At 63.7% G+C, this 17,067-nt stretch carries 17 protein-coding genes; 3 read left to right on the top strand and 14 right to left on the bottom strand.

Annotated elements, in window-relative coordinates:
- Window position 1: 1 nt before the first annotated feature.
- The 10 genes from PVU19_RS07805 to iscR all read right to left on the bottom strand — a co-directional run bounded on the left by PVU19_RS07805 (window position 2) and on the right by iscR (window position 8,403).
- On the bottom strand, window positions 2-1,222 hold the full coding sequence (locus tag PVU19_RS07805) for a cysteine desulfurase (protein WP_050662176.1): 1,221 nt from the start codon (window positions 1,220-1,222) through the stop codon (window positions 2-4).
- 1 nt (window position 1,223) lies between these two features.
- Window positions 1,224-1,820, bottom strand: coding sequence for a YIP1 family protein (locus PVU19_RS07800; protein WP_235575737.1), 597 nt, complete (start codon window positions 1,818-1,820; stop codon window positions 1,224-1,226).
- Window positions 1,817-2,302: a hypothetical protein gene (locus PVU19_RS07795; RefSeq protein WP_050662178.1), complete on the bottom strand. Its 486-nt coding sequence runs from the start codon at window positions 2,300-2,302 to the stop codon at window positions 1,817-1,819. Before PVU19_RS07795 ends, PVU19_RS07800 begins: the two co-directional genes overlap by 4 nt.
- Window positions 2,302-3,585 carry a SufB/SufD family protein gene (locus tag PVU19_RS07790; RefSeq protein WP_050662179.1) on the bottom strand — a complete coding sequence of 428 codons (1,284 nt, stop codon included), beginning with the start codon at window positions 3,583-3,585 and terminating at the stop codon, window positions 2,302-2,304. The genes PVU19_RS07795 and PVU19_RS07790 overlap by 1 nt, the downstream gene beginning before the upstream one ends.
- Window positions 3,585-4,340: a Fe-S cluster assembly ATPase SufC gene (gene sufC / locus PVU19_RS07785; protein WP_050662180.1), complete on the bottom strand. Its 756-nt coding sequence runs from the start codon at window positions 4,338-4,340 to the stop codon at window positions 3,585-3,587. Before sufC ends, PVU19_RS07790 begins: the two co-directional genes overlap by 1 nt.
- Window positions 4,341-4,372: 32 nt before the next feature.
- Window positions 4,373-4,978 carry a hypothetical protein gene (locus PVU19_RS07780; RefSeq protein WP_050662181.1) on the bottom strand — a complete coding sequence of 202 codons (606 nt, stop codon included), beginning with the start codon at window positions 4,976-4,978 and terminating at the stop codon, window positions 4,373-4,375.
- A gap of 1 nt (window position 4,979) precedes the next feature.
- Window positions 4,980-5,288, bottom strand: a complete 309-nt coding sequence (locus PVU19_RS07775; protein ID WP_050662182.1) for a hypothetical protein — start codon at window positions 5,286-5,288, stop codon at window positions 4,980-4,982.
- Window positions 5,288-6,811, bottom strand: a complete 1,524-nt coding sequence (gene sufB / locus PVU19_RS07770) for a Fe-S cluster assembly protein SufB (RefSeq protein ID WP_050662183.1) — start codon at window positions 6,809-6,811, stop codon at window positions 5,288-5,290. The genes PVU19_RS07775 and sufB overlap by 1 nt, the downstream gene beginning before the upstream one ends.
- 18 nt (window positions 6,812-6,829) lie before the next feature.
- The gene (locus PVU19_RS07765) at window positions 6,830-7,873 is read right to left on the bottom strand and encodes a cysteine desulfurase family protein (RefSeq protein ID WP_050662184.1); all 1,044 of its coding nucleotides are present in this window, start codon (window positions 7,871-7,873) and stop codon (window positions 6,830-6,832) included.
- A gap of 68 nt (window positions 7,874-7,941) precedes the next feature.
- Window positions 7,942-8,403 carry a Fe-S cluster assembly transcriptional regulator IscR gene (gene iscR / locus PVU19_RS07760; protein ID WP_050662185.1) on the bottom strand — a complete coding sequence of 154 codons (462 nt, stop codon included), beginning with the start codon at window positions 8,401-8,403 and terminating at the stop codon, window positions 7,942-7,944.
- Between the two features lie 159 nt (window positions 8,404-8,562).
- On the opposite strand from iscR, the gene PVU19_RS07755 reads away from it, so the two are divergent.
- Together PVU19_RS07755 and PVU19_RS07750 are read left to right on the top strand one after the other, a co-directional pair.
- A complete protein-coding gene (locus PVU19_RS07755) occupies window positions 8,563-9,216 on the top strand; it encodes an alpha/beta hydrolase (protein ID WP_050662186.1) in 654 nt (217 codons plus the stop codon).
- A gap of 11 nt (window positions 9,217-9,227) precedes the next feature.
- Complete coding sequence (locus PVU19_RS07750; RefSeq protein ID WP_050662187.1) at window positions 9,228-9,473, top strand: hypothetical protein; 246 nt, start codon at window positions 9,228-9,230, stop codon at window positions 9,471-9,473.
- A gap of 278 nt (window positions 9,474-9,751) precedes the next feature.
- On the opposite strand, the gene PVU19_RS07745 is transcribed toward PVU19_RS07750, so the two are convergent.
- Together PVU19_RS07745 and PVU19_RS07740 are read right to left on the bottom strand one after the other, a co-directional pair.
- On the bottom strand, window positions 9,752-12,178 hold the full coding sequence (locus PVU19_RS07745; RefSeq protein WP_050663444.1) for a GcvT family protein: 2,427 nt from the start codon (window positions 12,176-12,178) through the stop codon (window positions 9,752-9,754).
- A 186-nt stretch (window positions 12,179-12,364) separates the two neighbouring features.
- Window positions 12,365-12,733 carry a hypothetical protein gene (locus tag PVU19_RS07740; RefSeq protein ID WP_050663443.1) on the bottom strand — a complete coding sequence of 123 codons (369 nt, stop codon included), beginning with the start codon at window positions 12,731-12,733 and terminating at the stop codon, window positions 12,365-12,367.
- 252 nt (window positions 12,734-12,985) lie between these two features.
- Between PVU19_RS07740 and PVU19_RS07735 the strand changes: the two genes are divergently transcribed.
- On the top strand, window positions 12,986-15,394 hold the full coding sequence (locus tag PVU19_RS07735; RefSeq protein WP_050663451.1) for a GcvT family protein: 2,409 nt from the start codon (window positions 12,986-12,988) through the stop codon (window positions 15,392-15,394).
- A gap of 74 nt (window positions 15,395-15,468) precedes the next feature.
- Here PVU19_RS07735 and PVU19_RS07730 read toward each other — a convergent pair whose 3' ends face one another.
- Window positions 15,469-15,690 carry a DUF2842 domain-containing protein gene (locus tag PVU19_RS07730; RefSeq protein WP_050663442.1) on the bottom strand — a complete coding sequence of 74 codons (222 nt, stop codon included), beginning with the start codon at window positions 15,688-15,690 and terminating at the stop codon, window positions 15,469-15,471.
- Window positions 15,691-15,699: 9 nt separating this feature from the next.
- Window positions 15,700-16,995, bottom strand: coding sequence for an adenylosuccinate synthase (locus tag PVU19_RS07725; RefSeq protein WP_050663441.1), 1,296 nt, complete (start codon window positions 16,993-16,995; stop codon window positions 15,700-15,702).
- Window positions 16,996-17,067 lie beyond the last annotated feature (72 nt).

Here is a 17,067-nt window from a genome sequence, read left to right as displayed (position 1 = left end):
TTCAGCCGAAAAGCTCGTGGGCCAGTTCAAGTGCGTCGATCAGCGCATCGACCTCGGCACGGGTGTTGTACATCGCGAAAGACGCACGACAGGTGGCCGTGACGCCCAGGTGATCCATCAGCGGCCCGGCACAGTGATGGCCCGCGCGCACCGCCACCCCCTTCTTGTCGAGGATGGTGGAAATGTCATGCGCATGCGCCGCCCCGTCCATTGTAAACGAGAAAATCGCCGCCTTGTCGGGCGTGGTGCCCTGCACGCTCAGCCAGTTGAGCCCCGCGAGACGTTCCTGCGCGTAGTGACACAGATCGTCCTCGTGCCGCGCGATATCCGCCATGCCGACGCCCATCATGTACTCCAGCGCCACGCCCAGCCCGATGGTCTGCACGATGCCCGGCGTGCCGGCCTCGAATTTCATCGGCGGGTCGTTATAGCTCACGGCGTCCTTGCTGACCTCGCGGATCATGTCACCGCCACCCATGAACGGGCGCATTTCCCTAAGCCGCTCCTTCTTCACGAAGATCGCGCCAGAGCCCGAGGGACCATAGAGCTTGTGCCCCGTGATGGCATAGAAATCACAGCCCAGATCGTCGACATTCACTGGCATATGCACCGCCGACTGAGAGCCGTCGACGAGCACCGGCACTCCCTTTTCGCGCGCCGCATCACAGATCGCCTTCACATCAACCTTGGTGCCCAACACATTGGAAAGATGCGTGATTGCGATCAGCTTGGTCTTGGGCGTGATGGCGTCGATGATCTTCTGCGGATCGAGATAACCGCGCGAATCCACGTCCACCCATTTCAGGGCGACGCCCTGCCGCTCGCGCAGAAAATGCCAGGGCACGATATTGGCGTGGTGCTCCATCACCGACAGCAGGATCTCGTCGCCCGCTTCCATCCGCGGCATCGCCCAGCCATAGGCGACCATGTTGATCCCCTCGGTGGTGCCGGAATTGAGCACGACCTGCTCCTCTTCCGCCACGCCGAGGAATCGCGCGATGGTGCCGCGCACGCCCTCATATTTCTCGGTGGCGAGGTTGCTGAGGTAATGCAGCCCGCGATGCACGTTGGCATATTCATGGGCATAGGCCGTGGTGATCGCGTCAATCACCACCTGCGGCTTTTGCGCCGAAGCCCCGTTATCTAGATAAACCAATGGCTTGCCGTTCACGTCTCGTGCGAGAATCGGGAAATCGGCGCGGATTTTTTCTATATCGAGCATCTCAGCCCCCTCCCATCCGGGCGACACCGACGAGGCTCAGAAGCGCGCTCAGCCCGACCGCCATCGCCACGAGCGACAGAAGGATCACCCCTGCCGCCTTGAACATGTTGCCGAACCGGTGCGCGGCATCGACAAAGCTTATCAGAATGTAGATCCCCCACACCGCAGCGACGATCACGGCAAGCGCCCCCAGCACGGGCGCGACAAGGACCAGAACCAGCACGCCCAACTGCACCAGCAGCCGCAATACCTGCAACCATGTCAGCAGGACCAGGATGTCGTCCATCGACCCGGGCGCACCCCCCAGACCCTGCCCCACGTAATGGAGCGCGATCACCGTGATTGCCAAGGCCCCGAACAGGAAAACTGCGAACAGGATCGGCGAATGAAACGCGGGCGGCATCAGGGACGCCGAGGGATCGGTCGGCGGGCTGAGTTGCAGCGACAGCGAGTAGACGATCGAATTCAAGATCGACAAGAGCGCAAGCGCCATCCACAGCCCCTGCCGGGGCAGCCGCATCTCGATCAGCACACGCGCCGCCTCCTGCGGCTGAAACAGGGTCTGCCGCACCAGGTCCTTGAATTGATCGGGTATCATGCGCTGCTCCATTCCGCCTCTCGCAGACCGGATAGCCAGAACCAGCCGAAAACACCACACCAGATCAGCCCGACGCCCTGCAAACCCAGCCCGGGGCCGACAAAGCCGGCCACCAGCCCGTGCAACAGGATCAGCGGGCTTGCCGCCAGGAACGCCCAGAACAGCGCCAGCCGCGCGCCATAGGCGGTGCCACGCCCACCGATAAGCCGCGCGATCCCGTGGCTGATCAGCGCAATCGCATAGAGCAGGAGGGGCGCGATAAAGAGCCACGCCATCAGTGCACCGCCCAGAAGCGGGTTGAGGTCCCGTTCGGCCAGATGCGCCTCTCGTGCGAGGCGCGGCCATTGCGCGACGAAGACCACGACGCAGGCGCCGACCAGCATCACCAGCGCGCGATCCTCGCGCTCGCCCATATCCAGCAGCCGCCGCACCACCCGGCGCGGCCCGCGATAGGTGGCGACGATGTCGCGGGTGACCGGCATCAGCCCTTGCGCCAGTCCAGCCAGGTCGCCAGCTGCCCGTTGATCTCTTCGCGCAGGGCGTCGTCCTCGATCTCCTCGACCGCCTCGGCGACAAAGGCGAGGGTCAGCAGGTCCGTGGCGATATCCTTCGGAAGCCCCCGTGCGCGCAGGTAATAGAGCGCATCCTCGTCGATTGCCCCCGAGGTGGAGCCATGCGAACAGGCCACGTCATCGGCATAGATTTCCAGTTCCGGCTTGACCAGGAACTCGCTGTCGCCATCCAGCAGCATCGACTGGCTGATCTGATAGCCATCGGTCTTCTGTGCACCTGCCTTGACCAGGATCTTGCCCTGGAACACGCCGACAGCACCGTTGCTCAGCACCTTCTTGAAGACCTGACGGCTCTCGCAGCGCTCGGCGTCATGGGTGATGAACACCGTGTCATCCTGATGGAAATCGCCGTCGCCCATCGCGGCCCCGGCCACATGCGCCACCGCATCATCCCCGGTCAGCGTGACCACGCATTCATTGCGCGTCAGCACGCCGTTGGCGGTCAGGGTAAAGCATTTGAACACGCTTTCGCGCCCCAGCCGGGCAAACAGATTGGTGACCGCACGCCGCTCGTGGTCGCGGCCCTGCGCGCGCACCACATGCAGGGTGCCGCCATCGGCCACGTCGACTTCCATGCAATTGTTGAACCGCGCCGCCGCCGGCCCGTTTTCGAGAATGGTCGCGCAGGCGCCTTCCTCGACCCGCACCACGTGATGCAGGAACACGTCCGACGCGGTCGCCTCATGGGTATAGATCAGGTTGATCGGCTTGCTCGGGCGTCCGGTCACACGAATGGTCACGCCGTCACCCGCATAGGCGGTGTTGAGCGCGGCCAGTGGCCGGTCCACCGGCACCTGACCGGCAGCTTCCAGCGTGCCGTAGAAATCCTCGGCCCAGTGCTCAGTGCTGCAACAGACATCTTCCAATCGGTCGATCACGACCCCTTCCAGCGTCAAGTCATCCGACAGTTCGGGAGCGAACAGCCCGTCCACGAACACGATCTTGAGCCGGTCAAAACTGTCGAACACCGGCGCTTCGCCATCGTCGAACAGCGCCGCCTGCGGCGGCTCGGGCTGAACCAGAGTGTCGGGCCGGGTGAACTTCCAGTATTCATCGCGCCGATGCGGCAAGCCCATGCTGCGCAACCGCGCCAGCGCCTCTTGCCGCGCCTCGGAGGTGCAGCCGACATCGGGCACGACCATCGACGCCAGCCGCGCCTCGGTGGCCGAATGCTTGGTATCGTCCAACGCCATCACGCCACCTCTGCCTTCAGGTTCTCATAGCCGTTCTTCTCGACCTCGAGCGCCAGTTCCGGCCCGCCGCTCTTGATGATCCGGCCTTCGGACATGATGTGCACCACGTCCGGCCTGATGTGATCCAGCAGGCGCTGATAGTGGGTGATCACCAGAAACCCGCGCCCCTCGTCGCGCAGCGCGTTCACACCTTCGGCGACCAGCTTCATCGCATCCACATCGAGACCCGAGTCGGTCTCGTCGAGAATGCACATCTTGGGGGCCAGCATCGCCATCTGCAGGATCTCGTTGCGCTTCTTCTCACCGCCCGAAAAGCCCACATTCACCGGCCGCTTGAGCATGTCGGCGTCGATCTTGAGGGTCTTGGCCTTCTCGCGCACCTCCTTGAGGAAATCGGCGGCGCTCATTTCCTCCTGCCCGCGCGCCTTGCGCTGTGCATTTACGGCGGTGCGCAGAAAGGTCATGTTGCCCACGCCGGGGATCTCGACTGGATATTGAAACGCCAGAAAGAGCCCCTCGGCGGCGCGCTCTTCGGGCTCCAGCGCCAGCAGATCAACGCCGTCGAGCGTGGCCGAGCCTTGCGTGACCTCATAGCCATCGCGCCCCGACAGAACATAGCTCAGCGTCGATTTGCCAGACCCGTTCGGGCCCATGATCGCATGCACCTTGCCCGCCTCAACGGTCAGGTCCACACCCTTGAGAATGCTCTTTTCCTCGTCTTCAAGATCGACGTGCAGGTTTTTGATTTCCAACATTTTATTATGTCCTTCCTATTGTCTTCGCGGCGTCAGGGCCGCTGCATCATCTCTATCGTCGTCAAGAGCATCTCCGGCCGCAGCGGCATCGGGGCCACCTCGAATTCGGCCATCCGCCCGATCACCCGGCGCGGCGCGCCGATGTATTGCTCGATCCGGTGATACTGCTTGCGCGGCACGTAATCGTCGAAGAGCAGCGTCACGGGCCGCGTCGTGCGCAGCGCCACGGCCATCGCACAGCCCACCCGGAACCGCCCGTCGACCAGCACCACGTCGGGCTGCCCGACCGTATCCAGATCCCAGACCGCCAGCGGATACCGCGCATAGCGCGACCAGCCGCTTTGGTCCTTGGGAAAGCCCCATGCCTTGGTCGGCCCGATATCGGACCAGATCACCTTGACCGTCGTGCCTTCGGCGGGCGCGGTCATCGCGAACCAGTCGCGCATCATCTGCGCCCAGTCCGTGTCGCTCTCGACCGAGATCACGGTCTTGCCCGGCATCTCGGCGGCCATCACGGTCGATCCACCAGAGCCGTATTCGAGGATCACCGCCGCCTGCTCATAGGCATCCCGCAGATGCGACGCCTCCGCCTCGGGCAGGGTCAACTCGGGCCGCTCTATGCTCACCGCGTCCTGCATGTCAGCCCGGCTCACCGGCGCGCGCCCGGTCGATCAGACGCACCATCGCGATGGTCAGCACGCTCCAACACAGGAACAGGCCCAGCCCGATGATCAGTTCGACCATCTCGGCCCGCTGCGCGGCGATCATCCCGTTTTCCACGCATTCCGCGACGATCTCGTCATGGCCCAGAGCCAGCAGGAAGATCGTGAAATGCCCGAGGATCAACAGGCCAAGCCGCCGCCCCTCCTGCCGCAAACGCGGCGGAAACCGCGTCAGCCACGCAATCGCAAGCCGCTGCGGGCCGTTGATGGTGCCCTGCCCTGTCATCAGCCAACAGACCCTTCCAGCGAGATCGCCACCAGTTGCTGCGCCTCCATGGCGAACTCCATCGGCAGCGCCTGCAACACGTCGCGGCAGAAGCCGTTGACCACGAGCGCCACCGCCTCTTCCTCGTCCATCCCGCGCGAGCGGCAATAGAACATCTGGTCGTCATCGACCTTGGAGGTGGTCGCCTCATGCTCCACGCGGGAGGAGTTGTTCTTGACCTCGATATAAGGCACCGTATGCGCCCCGCATTTATCGCCGATCAGCAGGCTGTCGCACTGCGTGTAGTTGCGGCTGTTCTTGGCCTTGGGGTGCATCGAGACAAGCCCGCGATAGGTGTTCTGCGCCACCCCGGCGCTGATCCCCTTCGAGACGATGCGCGAGCGGGTGTTCTTGCCCAGATGGATCATCTTGGTGCCGGTATCGGCCTGCTGATGGTTGTTCGCGATGGCGATGGAATAGAACTCGCCCTGGCTCTCGTCGCCGCGCAGGATGCAGCTGGGATATTTCCACGTCACGGCAGAGCCGGTCTCGACCTGCGTCCACATCACCTTGGCCCGGTCGCCCCGGCAATCGGCGCGCTTGGTGACGAAATTGTAGATCCCGCCCTTGCCGTTCTCATCGCCAGGATACCAGTTCTGCACCGTGGAATATTTCACCTCGGCATCTTCCTCGACGATGATCTCCACCACTGCGGCATGCAATTGGCTCTCGTCGCGCTGCGGTGCGGTGCAGCCCTCGAGATAGCTCACGAACGATCCCTTGTCGGCGATGATCAGCGTCCGCTCGAACTGCCCTGTATTCTCGGCATTGATCCGGAAATAGGTGCTGAGTTCCATCGGGCAGCGCACGCCCGGCGGAATGTAGACGAACGAGCCGTCGGAAAAGACCGCCGAATTCAGCGTCGCATAGAAATTGTCACTGACCGGCACAACCGACCCGAGATACTTCTTCACCAGTTCCGGGTGCTCCTTGATCGCCTCGGAGATCGAGCAGAAGATCACTCCCGCCTTGCGCAACTCGGCCTGAAACGTGGTGCCGACGCTGACACTGTCAAACACCGCATCGACCGCCACCTTGCGGCCCTCGGCGGGCGCATCCTCGGCCCCTTCGACCCCGGCAAGGATCATCTGTTCCTTCAGCGGAATGCCCAGCTTGGCATAGGTTTCCAAGAGCTTGGGATCGACATCATCCAGCGATTTCGGCTTCTCGGCCATGCTCTTGGGGCGCGCATAGTAATACTGCGCCTGAAAATCGATCGTGGGGTAATCGACCATCGCCCAGTTGGGCTCTTTTTTCTCCAGCCAGCGCCGATAGGCCGCCAGACGCCACTCGGTCATCCATTCCGGCTCTTCGTTCTTCGACGAGATCAGCCGCACGATATCCTCGTCGAGGCCCATCGGTGCGTAATCCATCTCGATATCGGTGTTCCAGCCGTGCTTGTAGGCACCGCCCACCTGCCGCACCGCATCGACCGTTTCCTGATCAACGCCTTCCTTGACTTGGGTCTCGTCCAAAGCAACCATCGGCTATCTCCCTTCTTCTCAGGCCTTGCGCGCCTGATGTTTTGTGCAGCGCGTCAGCCAGCTTTCGGCAAAGCGCATGATCTCGTCTTCCGTCACATCCGGCCCCAGCGAGACACGGATCGCGCAACTGGCATGGACCTCGTCATAGCCCATCGCGCGCAACACCCGGCTCGCTCTGACCTTGCCACTCGAACAGGCGCTGCCCGCCGAAATCGCAAAGCCTGCAAGGTCCATTGCCATGACCTGCGTCTCGCCCTTCCAACCCGGCGTTATGAAGCAGCTTGTGTTGGGCAAACGCACCGAGTCTTTCCCGACAAAAATAGTCCCGTTCCCAGTCTCTGCAATAGTTGATTCTAGAATCTTTCTAAGTTTTTCGACCCGATCCCAGACCCCCGCCGCCAGATCGCGCGCCGCCGCCTCTGCGGCCGCGCCGAATCCGGCAATGCCGATGACGTTCTCGGTGCCCGCGCGGCGGCCCATTTCCTGCCCGCCGCCCCGGATCTGCGCCGCAAGATCGGTGCCGCGCCGGATCACCAGCGCGCCCACCCCCTTGGGTCCGCCCAGCTTGTGCGCCGACACCAGCGCCATCTGCGCGCCCGACCAGTTGAACGCCACTGGCAGCTTGCCAAAGCCCTGTGTCATGTCGCTCACCGCCAGACCCTCAGGCAACTCCTGCACCACGCCGGTCTCGGAATTGGCCAGTTGCAGCACCGCACGCGCGGGGTCCTCCACCGTCACCCTGCCAGCGCCGTCCACCGCCAGATCCTCACCCACCCAGGCCCCGACCGCATCATGCTCGATCGCGGCCCCGCTCAGGCCGCGCCCGGCACAGGCCAATGCGGCGCCTTCCGTGGCCCCCGAGGTAAAGATCACATCCGCGCCTTCAGCCCCGAATGCCGCGGCCACCTGCGCGCGCGCGCGCTCCACCAACCCCTTGGCGGCGCGCCCCTCGGCATGCACGCTCGACGGGTTGCCCAGCAGGTCCATGGCATGGATCATCGCGGCCCGCGCCTCCGCGCGGAGCGGGGCCGTCGCATTGTAATCGAGGTAAACCCTGTCCATGCCTGCCGTTTCTTTATGGTTGCAATACTCCGGGGGCGTGGGGGCTGGCCCCCACCCGGCGCGACGTCTCAGTCCTCGTCCACCACCGAGAAGAGATGCGGCACCGCCGGGCACGGGGCCAGCGAATTGCCCGCCACATCGCTCAACCTTGTCTGGTGCAGGAACACGTAGACCTGCGCGCTCAGCCCTTCCCACAGCCGGTTCGCCATGGATTGCGCGCGCGACCCGCTCGACCCGCCCGAGGCGCCCGCGCCCTTGTGCAGCGCATCCACCGTCTCGTCGACCGCCGCCAGCACATCGGCCACCCGGATTTCGGTCGCGGGCCGCGCCAGCCGGTAGCCACCGCCGGGCCCGCGCACCGAGGTCACAAGTTCCGCCCGCCGCAGCTTGACGAAAAGCTGTTCGAGATAGGGCAGAGAGATGTCCTGCCGTCGCGACACCTCGCCCAAGGTGACCACCTCGCCATCGGGTTGCAGCGCGATATCGACCAGCGCCACCATTGCGTAACGCCCCTTGGTGCTGAGTTTCATGGGCCTCTCCCCTCGCGAACAGATTGACCTTGCGCGACGCAGGGCTTATCTCGCTCTGAGCCAGTCCGGCACTGACCGTAATTTAGAAATGTTCTAAGGTGGTCGAGCGAATTCGTCAAGATTCTCGCCAGCCCCCGCAACAAGGACAAAAGGGACCCTATGCCCGAGGTAATCTTTCCCGGCCCCGAAGGCCGTCTCGAAGGCCGCTACCATCCGCAAGCCGACAAGGACGCACCGATTGCCATCGTGCTGCACCCGCATCCGCAATTCGGCGGCACGATGAACAACAAGGTCGTCTACAACCTGCATTACGCCTTCTACAACATGGGCTTCACCGTGCTGCGCTTCAACTTTCGCGGTGTCGGGCGGTCTCAGGGTGAATACGATCAGGGCGTGGGCGAGTTGTCGGATGCGGCCTCGGCCCTCGATTACCTGCAATCCATGAACAACAACTCCAAGCATTGCTGGGTCGCGGGCTTTTCATTCGGCGCGTGGATCGGCATGCAGCTTTTGATGCGCCGCCCCGAGATCACCGGCTTCATTTCCGTGTCGCCGCCCGCCAACATGTATGATTTCATGTTCCTCGCGCCCTGCCCCGCCTCGGGCCTGATCATCAACGGCAGCCATGACCGCGTCGCCCCGCCGGCGGACACCACCGCGCTGGTCGGCAAACTGCACGAACAGCAAGGCATCACCATCACCCATGAAGAGGTCGAGGGCGCCGACCATTTCTTCCGCGACCCCTATATGGACGGCATGATCGACACGGTCTCGACCTATGTCAAACGCCGCCTGACCGAGAGCACGCGCTAGGGGGCCGTCCGATGGGTATCACCGAGGATCTTGCAGACGAGTTGGCCCGCGACGTCATCAAGGCGATCGACGCCACCGGTGACGAGGATCTCGTGTCCGATATGCAAAAGGTGCTCGGGGCCACCTCGCAGACCGCCGAAGAGGCGTTTCTCACCGCCCTCCGCGTGCGCCGCGCCAATATCAAGGCGCGGGCGCTGCTGATGGACAAGCTCAAGAAGTTCAAGGCCGCGAAAGAGTCTGGCAAGGGCGACGGCTGACCGGTCGGGCGTCGTGATTTTTGGCCTGGAGCTGCCGTTTAGGTGCAGCTCCAATGCGCGGAATCAAGGTGCCGTAGGCACCGCCGCGCAGCGCCCGACCGCCCCCTCGGGCGGGCGCTTTTGCAACGTTTCAAGCCATTGATAACGCGGGAGTGCTTGGCTGGCATAAAGTGCGGTCCACCGAGGTTGCTGCGCCCACCCGGCGGTCGGGCACCGCGCGGCTAGTCTCTGAAACCGCCAACGGCAGCAGCAGGCGCGTCCCAGCCCCGTCACTCCCCTCACGCCCTGAGCCGCACCCCCTCCGGATCGAACGGCGGCTCGTGCAGGATGCGCGCGCGGTGCGGTTGGCCCAGCACCATCACCTCCACCGCATCGCCGGGCCCGGCGCCCCCCTTCACATAGCCAAGCGCCAGGCTCATCCCCACCGCATAGCCGTAAGCCCCCGAGGTCACGCGCCCTACGCCCACGCCATCCTTGAAGATCGGCTCGCCGCCCGTTGCATCTGCATTCGAGGCCATCACATCCGCCGCCTCCAGCGCCAGCAACACCAACCGCTCGCGCGGGGCCTCCCCGATCACCGCCTCCAGCGCCGCCTTGTTCAAGAAATCCTTGTCCATCTTGCACAGCCCGGCCAGCCCGGCCTCCTGCGGCCAGTATTCGGGGCTGTATTCGCGGGACCACGACCCATAGCCCTTCTCGATCCGCAGGCTCATCAACGCGCGGCTGCCCACCGGCCCCGCGCCCATCTCGCGCCCCGCCTCGATCAGCGCCGCATAAAGCCGCGCCTGATCCTCGGTCGCGCAATGCAACTCCCAGCCCAGATCGCCGGTGAAACTCACCCGGAGCGCCACGCAAGAAACCCCCGCGATCTCGATCTTCGCCGAGCGCATGAACGCAAAATCCTCGGTGCTGAGCGACGCATTGGTCAACCGCTGCAACATCTCGCGCGACCGTGGCCCCGCCACGTTGAAGCCGCAGACCGCCTCGGTCAGGCTCTCGAACACGGTCCCCTCCGGCAGCGGCACCGCATCGAAAAACCGCTTGTGATAGCGCTCCGCCATGCCCGAGGAGATCACCCAGAACTCCTCTTCGCCCAACCGCGTCACCGTCGCATCCCCGGCAATCCCGCCACGCACCCCGATCAGCGGCGTCAGGCACGACCGACCCACGGCGCGCGGCATCCGGTTGGCGAAGACGGCGTTGAGCCACTCCTCCGCCCCCGGCCCCTTGACCCGGTACTTGGCGAAATTCGAAATGTCGATGATGCCCGCCCGCTCGCGCAGCATGCGGGCCTCCTCGCCCACCGGCCCCCACCAGTTCTGCCGGGTGAAGCCGTTAGTATCGACGGTGCCGGGCACCTCGGAGAACCACAAAGGATGCTCCCAGCCATAGTTGAGGCCAAAGACCGCCCCCATGTCCTTCTGCATCTCATAAGCAGGCCGCACCCGTAGCGGCCGCCCCGCCGCGCGCTCCTCATTGGGGTAATGAATCGCAAACCGATGCGCGTATTGGTCCTTCACCTTGGCCTTCACAAACTCCCGGTCATTGGCCCAGAGGCCAAACCGCGCGATATCCCAGGCGAACATGTCGTATTTCATCTCGCCATGCACCAGCCATTCGGCCACCATCCAGCCCATGCCCGCCGATTGGCTGAACCCCGGAATGATGCCGTTACAGCAGAAGTAGCCTTTCAACTCAGGCACCGGCCCAAGGATCACATTGGCATCGGGCGACCAGATCATCGGACCGTTGATCACCCGCTTGATCCCCGCCTCGCCCACCACCGGAACCCGGTCGATGGCGCGCATCATGTTGTCCTCGATCCGCTCCAGATCGTCGGGGAAAAGATCATGCGCAAAATCCAGCGGCGTGCCCTCTTCCGCCCAGAACCGCATGTCGCGCTCATAGGCGCCGATCAGCAGGCCCTTGCCCTCCTGGCGCAGGTAATACTCCCCGTCCCGGTCCGCGACCGACGGCAGGCGCCGGTCCATCCCGGCGATCTCGGCAATCGTCTCGGTCACGAAATACTGGTGTTCGGTCGGTTGCAGGGGCAATTCGATCCCTGCCAGTTTCGCCACCTCGCGGCCCCACAGACCGGCAGCGTTAATGACCCAAGGGGTGTGGATATTGCCCTTCGGCGTCTCGACGATCCATGTCCCGTCCGCCTGCGGCACCGTGGCCATCACCGGGGTAAACCGGTGAATTTCCGCGCCCCGCTGCCGCGCGCCCACCGCATAGGCATTGGTCACGCCCGAGGGGTCCACATTGCCGCCATCGGGCTCGTACATGATGCAGCGGATGCCGTCGAAATTCACCAAAGGGTGCAGCCGCTCGGCCTCGTCCCGCGAAATCTCGTGGAAATTCATACCGTAAAGCTTAGCCTTGGCCGCCTGAAGCCGTAGCTGATGCGACCGGTTCTCGGTCTGCGCCAGATAGAGCGAGCCAGGCTGAAACACCCCGCAGCTTTGCCCGGTCTCTTCCTCCAGCGCATTATAGAGATTCATCGTGTAATGCTGCAAACGGCTGATATTGGCGCTGTCATGCAGCCCATGAATATTGGCCGCCGCATGCCATGTGCTGCCGCTCGTCAACTCGTCGCGCTCCAGCAGCACGACATCGCTCCAGCCCAGCTTGGCCAGATGATAGAGGATCGAGCATCCGATAACGCCGCCGCCGATCACGACAGCCTGTGCATGGGTCTTCATGGGGTTCCCTCGGGTTTTTCTCGCCCTTCACCCTGAAGCGCACACCGCTCCTGCGATTGCCGATTTCCGACATATCCTGTCGCGGTGATGCAAGGCACCGACAAACATGAAAAGGAACGGCCTGCCACCGAAGGGGCAGGCCGCAGGACAGGATTGAACGGTCAGGTCAGTGGGGGCTGACCCGGTTCAGCATGCACCGAAGGTTTGGCTGAACACCGTACTTCCTGCCACCACCACCGACACCTTGACACCGGTCGGGATGCCGAAATGCGTGCAGATCGTCAGACAGGCCTGTGCCGCCGTCCCGTTGGGGATATGCACCGGCAGGTGAAGGCAATGCTTGCCCAGCCCCAAAGGCAGGGTCAGACACACCTGATTGTTCGAGATCGTCACGGCAATGCATTGCGCCGCCACGGCGATATGCGCCCCGACCATGGGCAGACCCGACTGCGCGGTCAGGTTCTGAAGCTTCTCATTTCCCGAGTGGGTGCGCCGTGCAGCATCGAGAGCGGCATCAACGGCTTCACTGTCAAACTCATAAAAATCTTGTGCCATTTCAAAGGCCTCCTTGGAAAAATTAAAGTCCCCGCTAATTACTGCGGGTAATATTCTTATATATTAAGCTGAGTATTTTTTCAATGATTCGTCTTTAGGTTGTTTTTCTGCAAATTTCTTTTCAGGACAGCCCTCCTCTCGCCGAAATCGCCGCACCATGCCCCGATCCAAATACGGCAGCATTTGTCGCAGACAGACATGATCTTTCCGGCGCGGCAGGCAGGCTCGACCAAAACATCAGGGAGGCGTGACATGAAAACCAGCACCCGAGTGGTCGTGATCGGCGGCGGTGTCGTCGGCTGTTCCGTGCTCTATCACCTGACCAAACTGGGCTGGTCAGATGTCATGCTCCTGGAACGCTCCGAGCTCACCTCCGGCTCCACCTGGCACGCGGCGGGCGGCTTTCACACGCTCAACGGCGACACCAACATGGCCGCCCTTCAGGGCTACACCATCCGGCTCTACAAGGAGCTCGAAGAGCTGACCGGCATGTCCTGCGGGCTGCATCACGTCGGCGGCGTGACGCTCGCCGACAACCGCGACCGCTTCGACATGATGCTCGCCGAGCGCGCCAAGCATCGCTACATGGGCCTCGACACCCATATCGTCACGCCTGAGGAAATCCGCGAGATCGCGCCCGTCACCAATATCGACGGCATCATCGGCGGGCTTTATGACCCGCTCGACGGCCATCTCGACCCGTCGGGCACCACCCACGCCTATGCCAAAGCCGCGCGCATGGGCGGCGCGCAGATCGAAACGCACTGCATGGTGCAAGAAACCAACCAACGCCCCGACGGCACATGGGATGTGGTGACGGACAAGGGCACCATCCACACCGAACACGTGGTCAATGCAGGCGGCCTCTGGGCGCGTGAGGTCGGCGCGATGGCGGGCGTCTACCTGCCGCTCCACCCGATGGAGCATCAGTATATCGTCACCGACGAGACGCCCGAGATCTATGAGCGCGACAGCGAGCACCCCCATGTCATGGACCCGGCCGGCGAAAGCTATCTGCGGCAAGAGGGGCGCGGCCTGTGCATCGGCTTCTACGAGCAGCCCTGCAAACCATGGGCGGTGGACGGCACGCCATGGGATTTCGGCCATGAACTGCTGCCCGACGATCTCGACAAGATCGAGGCCAGCATCGAGTTTGCCTATCGCCGCTTTCCCGTGCTGGAGCGCGCGGGCGTCAAATCGGTCATTCACGGCCCCTTCACCTTCGCCCCCGACGGCAACCCGCTGGTCGGCCCCATCCCCGGCCTGCGCGGCTACTGGTCGGCCTGCGGCGTGATGGCGGGCTTTTCCCAAGGCGGCGGCGTCGGCCTGATGCTGGCGCAATGGATGACCGAAGGCGAATGCGAGCGCGACGTCACCGCCATGGACGTGGCCCGCTTCGGCGACTGGATCAGCCCGGGCTATACCCGCCCCAAGGTCATTGAAAACTATCAAAAACGCTTCTCCGTCTCCTACCCGAACGAGGAACTGCCCGCCGCGCGCCCCTTCCGTCAGACGCCAATGTATGACGTCTTTGACGACATGGGCGCGGTCTGGGGCGCGCAATACGGGCTGGAGGTGGTCAACTACTTCGCCGAAGAGCACGAGCCGCGCTTCGAAACCCCCTCCTTCCGCCGCTCCAACGCGTGGGAGGCCACAGCGCGCGAAGTGAAAGCCGTGCGCGAGGGCGTCGGCATCAACGAGGTCCACAATTTCGGCAAATACCTCGTCAGCGGCACAGGCGCGCGCGACTGGCTCGACCGGATCATGGCGGGGCGCATCCCCAAACCGGGGCGGCTCTCACTGACCCCGATGCTCTCGCCCAAGGGCCGGCTCTGGGGCGATTTCACCGTGTCCTGCCTCAACGATGAGACCTTCCAACTCACCGCCTCCTACGGCGCGCAGGCGTTCCACATGCGCTGGTTCGCGCAGAACGAGGCGGCGGGCGTGCGGGTCGAGAACATCTCGGATCGCCTCAATGGCTTTCAGATCGCCGGACCAAAGGCGCGCGACGTGCTCACCGCCTGCACCCGCGACAGGCTCGCGGACATGAAATTCATGGATATCCGCCCTGCCGTCCTCGGCATGGTCGATTGCCTCATTCAGCGCGTCAGCTATACCGGCGATCTCGGATACGAGATCTATTGCGACCCGATGGCGCAGCGCGCGCTCTGGGACGTGCTGTGGAGCGAAGGGCAGAACCACGGCATGAAACCCTTCGGCATGCGCGCGATGATGTCGCTGCGGCTCGACCGGTTCTTCGGCGCGTGGCTGCGCGAGTTCTCGCCCGACTATACCGCTGCAGAGACCGGCATGGATCGCTTCATCGCGTGGAAGAAAAACACCGATTTCATCGGCCGCGCGGCGGCAGAGGCCGAGCGCGCCCAAGGGGCTGCGCGCACGCTCGTCGCCTTTGAGGTGGAGGCGGAAGATGCCGATGTGAACGCCTACGAGCCGGTCTGGATCGAGGGCGAAGTGCATGGTTTCTGCACCTCGGGTGGCTATTCGCACCACGCAGGAAAATCCATCGCCCTCGCCCTCATCCCGACCGAGCGCGCGCGGGGCGGGCTGACGGCCGAGATCGAAATCCTCGGCCACCGCCGCGCCGCCCGGCTGATCACAGAGCCGCTCTTTGACGCCGACGGCGCGCGGATGCGAGGCTGATCGCAAAACCCCGGCGCAGGTCATGACTTGCACCGGGGTTTATTCGAGTATTTTCAGAAAGGTGAATGCCTCAGTTAATCCCGGCGTTCATCCGGATCGGATTGACCAACGCCAAGAAACAGCCGCTTGAGCGGGATGATCCAGATGAATCCCAGCCCCACATAAACCAGCAGTTCGATCCAGAACGACGGCCGGTCGATCCAGTTCACAAGGCTCACGGCAGCCACGATATAGGCCGGCAGCCCCACCAGAAGCACCACCAGAGACCAGCGTTTCCGGGCCTTGTAGCTGAGCATTCCGCCTCCTCAATCCGCGAACGGGTCGGTCACGAGGATGGTGTCCTCGCGCTCCGGTGAGGTGGAGAGTAGCGCGACCGGACAGTCGATCAACTCTTCGACACGGCGCACGTATTTGATCGCGTTGGCAGGCAGATCGGCCCAGCTACGCGCGCCCTCGGTCGATTCGGACCAACCCGGCAGCTCCTCGTAGACGGGCGTGCAGCGGGCCTGCTCCTCGGCGGCAATCGGCAGGTAATCCAGCCGCTTGCCGTCGAGATCATAGGCCACGCAGATCTTGAGCGTCTCGAACCCGTCGAGCACGTCGAGCTTGGTGAAGGAAATGCCGTTCACGCCGCTCGTGACACAGGTCTGCCGCACGAGGCACGCGTCGAACCAGCCGCAGCGCCTCTGCCGCCCGGTCACGGTGCCGAATTCATGGCCCCGCTCACCCAATCGCTGGCCATCTGCGTCCTGCAATTCGGTCGGGAACGGCCCCTCGCCCACGCGGGTGGTATAGGCCTTGACGATGCCCAGCACGTAGTCGATCGAGCCCGGCCCGATCCCGACACCCGTCGCCGCTTGGCCCGCGATCACATTCGACGAGGTGACAAAGGGATAAGTGCCGAAATCAATGTCCAGCAGCGCACCCTGCGCGCCCTCGAACAGGATCCGCTTGCCCGCCCGGCGCTGCTCGTTGAGCACCTTCCACACCGGGGCCGCATAGGGCAGGATCTGCGGCGCGATCTCCATCAGCTGCGCGATCAGCGCCTCGCGGTCCACCGCCTCGATCCCCAGCCCCCGACGCAGCGGGTCGTGATGCTGAAGCGCCCGGTCCACCCGCGCGATCAGCGTCTCTTCATCGGCCAGATCGGCCACCCGCACCGCGCGACGGCCGACCTTGTCCTCATAGGCGGGGCCGATGCCGCGCCCGGTCGTGCCGATCTTGGTACCCTTGCTCGCGGCCTCTTCGCGGGCGCGATCAAGCTCACCGTGAATCGGCAGGATCAGCGGGGTGTTCTCGGCGATCATCAGCGTCTCGGGCGTGATCGACACCCCCTGCTCGGTGATCTGCGCGATCTCCTTCACCAGATGCCACGGGTCGAGCACCACGCCATTGCCGATCACGCTCAGCTTGCCGCCCCGCACCACGCCCGAGGGCAGCGCGTTAAGCTTGTAGACCTTGCCGTCGATCACGAGGGTATGGCCCGCGTTGTGGCCACCCTGAAACCGCGCGATCACGTCGGCGCGCTCGCTCAGCCAGTCCACGATCTTGCCTTTTCCCTCGTCCCCCCACTGGGCCCCGACGACGACGACATTTGCCATGATTTACCCCTCGGCATTTGGTCCAAACCGCGCGCCGGTATAACGGGGGCCGCACGCGGGCGAAACAGCTAA

The sequence above is a fragment of the Roseovarius tolerans genome, from assembly GCF_028885395.1.
Lineage (GTDB): Bacteria > Pseudomonadota > Alphaproteobacteria > Rhodobacterales > Rhodobacteraceae > Roseovarius > Roseovarius tolerans.
The sequence above is the reverse complement of the archived record's forward strand: the minus strand, read 5'-3'. Positions and strand labels throughout refer to the sequence as shown.

What these genes read in the sequence shown, in the direction of transcription:
- PVU19_RS07745 (WP_050663444.1), bottom strand. Translation starts at nt 12,178, where the DNA reads ATGAAGACCCATGCACAGGCTGTCGTGATCGGCGGCGGCGTTATCGGA.
- PVU19_RS07795 (WP_050662178.1), bottom strand. Translation starts at nt 2,302, where the DNA reads ATGCCGGTCACCCGCGACATCGTCGCCACCTATCGCGGGCCGCGCCGG.
- PVU19_RS07780 (WP_050662181.1), bottom strand. Translation starts at nt 4,978, where the DNA reads ATGCAGGACGCGGTGAGCATAGAGCGGCCCGAGTTGACCCTGCCCGAG.
- PVU19_RS07730 (WP_050663442.1), bottom strand. Translation starts at nt 15,690, where the DNA reads ATGCTCAGCTACAAGGCCCGGAAACGCTGGTCTCTGGTGGTGCTTCTG.
- sufC (WP_050662180.1), bottom strand. Translation starts at nt 4,340, where the DNA reads ATGTTGGAAATCAAAAACCTGCACGTCGATCTTGAAGACGAGGAAAAG.
- PVU19_RS07755 (WP_050662186.1), top strand. Translation starts at nt 8,563, where the DNA reads ATGCCCGAGGTAATCTTTCCCGGCCCCGAAGGCCGTCTCGAAGGCCGC.
- PVU19_RS07790 (WP_050662179.1), bottom strand. Translation starts at nt 3,585, where the DNA reads ATGGCGTTGGACGATACCAAGCATTCGGCCACCGAGGCGCGGCTGGCG.
- PVU19_RS07805 (WP_050662176.1), bottom strand. Translation starts at nt 1,222, where the DNA reads ATGCTCGATATAGAAAAAATCCGCGCCGATTTCCCGATTCTCGCACGA.
- PVU19_RS07735 (WP_050663451.1), top strand. Translation starts at nt 12,986, where the DNA reads ATGAAAACCAGCACCCGAGTGGTCGTGATCGGCGGCGGTGTCGTCGGC.
- sufB (WP_050662183.1), bottom strand. Translation starts at nt 6,811, where the DNA reads ATGGTTGCTTTGGACGAGACCCAAGTCAAGGAAGGCGTTGATCAGGAA.
- iscR (WP_050662185.1), bottom strand. Translation starts at nt 8,403, where the DNA reads ATGAAACTCAGCACCAAGGGGCGTTACGCAATGGTGGCGCTGGTCGAT.
- PVU19_RS07750 (WP_050662187.1), top strand. Translation starts at nt 9,228, where the DNA reads ATGGGTATCACCGAGGATCTTGCAGACGAGTTGGCCCGCGACGTCATC.
- PVU19_RS07725 (WP_050663441.1), bottom strand. Translation starts at nt 16,995, where the DNA reads ATGGCAAATGTCGTCGTCGTCGGGGCCCAGTGGGGGGACGAGGGAAAA.
- PVU19_RS07740 (WP_050663443.1), bottom strand. Translation starts at nt 12,733, where the DNA reads ATGGCACAAGATTTTTATGAGTTTGACAGTGAAGCCGTTGATGCCGCT.
- PVU19_RS07775 (WP_050662182.1), bottom strand. Translation starts at nt 5,288, where the DNA reads ATGACAGGGCAGGGCACCATCAACGGCCCGCAGCGGCTTGCGATTGCG.
- PVU19_RS07765 (WP_050662184.1), bottom strand. Translation starts at nt 7,873, where the DNA reads ATGGACAGGGTTTACCTCGATTACAATGCGACGGCCCCGCTCCGCGCG.
- PVU19_RS07800 (WP_235575737.1), bottom strand. Translation starts at nt 1,820, where the DNA reads ATGATACCCGATCAATTCAAGGACCTGGTGCGGCAGACCCTGTTTCAG.